The sequence below is a fragment of the Rhodopirellula maiorica SM1 genome, assembly GCF_000346295.1.
In the GTDB taxonomy this organism is placed as follows: domain Bacteria; phylum Planctomycetota; class Planctomycetia; order Pirellulales; family Pirellulaceae; genus Novipirellula; species Novipirellula maiorica.
In genome coordinates, this window is sequence record NZ_ANOG01000078.1 from 1 (window position 1) to 505 (window position 505).

At 54.5% G+C, this 505-nt stretch carries 1 protein-coding gene; it reads left to right on the forward strand.

Annotated elements, in window-relative coordinates:
• Positions 1-140 precede the first annotated feature (140 nt).
• Complete coding sequence (locus RMSM_RS02335) at positions 141-335, forward strand: DUF2997 domain-containing protein (protein ID WP_008690980.1); 195 nt, start codon at positions 141-143, stop codon at positions 333-335.
• Positions 336-505 lie beyond the last annotated feature (170 nt).

Below are 505 nucleotides of genomic sequence, written 5' to 3' on the forward strand. Positions count from 1 at the left end.
CAGGAACGACTCGATGAGTTCCTGCAGGTCTATGCGGTCGAGAAGACCAAGATCGAAGCTCGACGCAACGGCTACTCGGTGACCGAGCAGTCGCTTAAGGACGGTTCCATCAAGCTTTCTCTGACTTCAGGAGCCGGCTGATGAAAACGATCGAAGTGATTGTCGCCCGTGACGGCTCGTCGCGCGTCGAAACCAATGGCTTTAGCGGCAGCAGTTGCCGGCAAGCGAGCGAGTTTCTCGAACAGGCTCTTGGCTCGCGGCAAAACGAGCGGCTTAAATCTGACTTCTATCAAACCGAAGTCACCGATAACCAACAAGCCCGGCAGCAGCACTGAAACGCTCGCCGGGCTTTTCTTTTGTCCATTCTTAACTCAAGAACAGGGAGACCAGTGTATGACACTGACTCAACGTATGCGTGAACTCGTCGATGCTTGCTTCACCGGCATCTGGATCGAGTCGCATGAACACGAAGACGCAATCGGTGAGCTGGCACGATTGTGTGGTG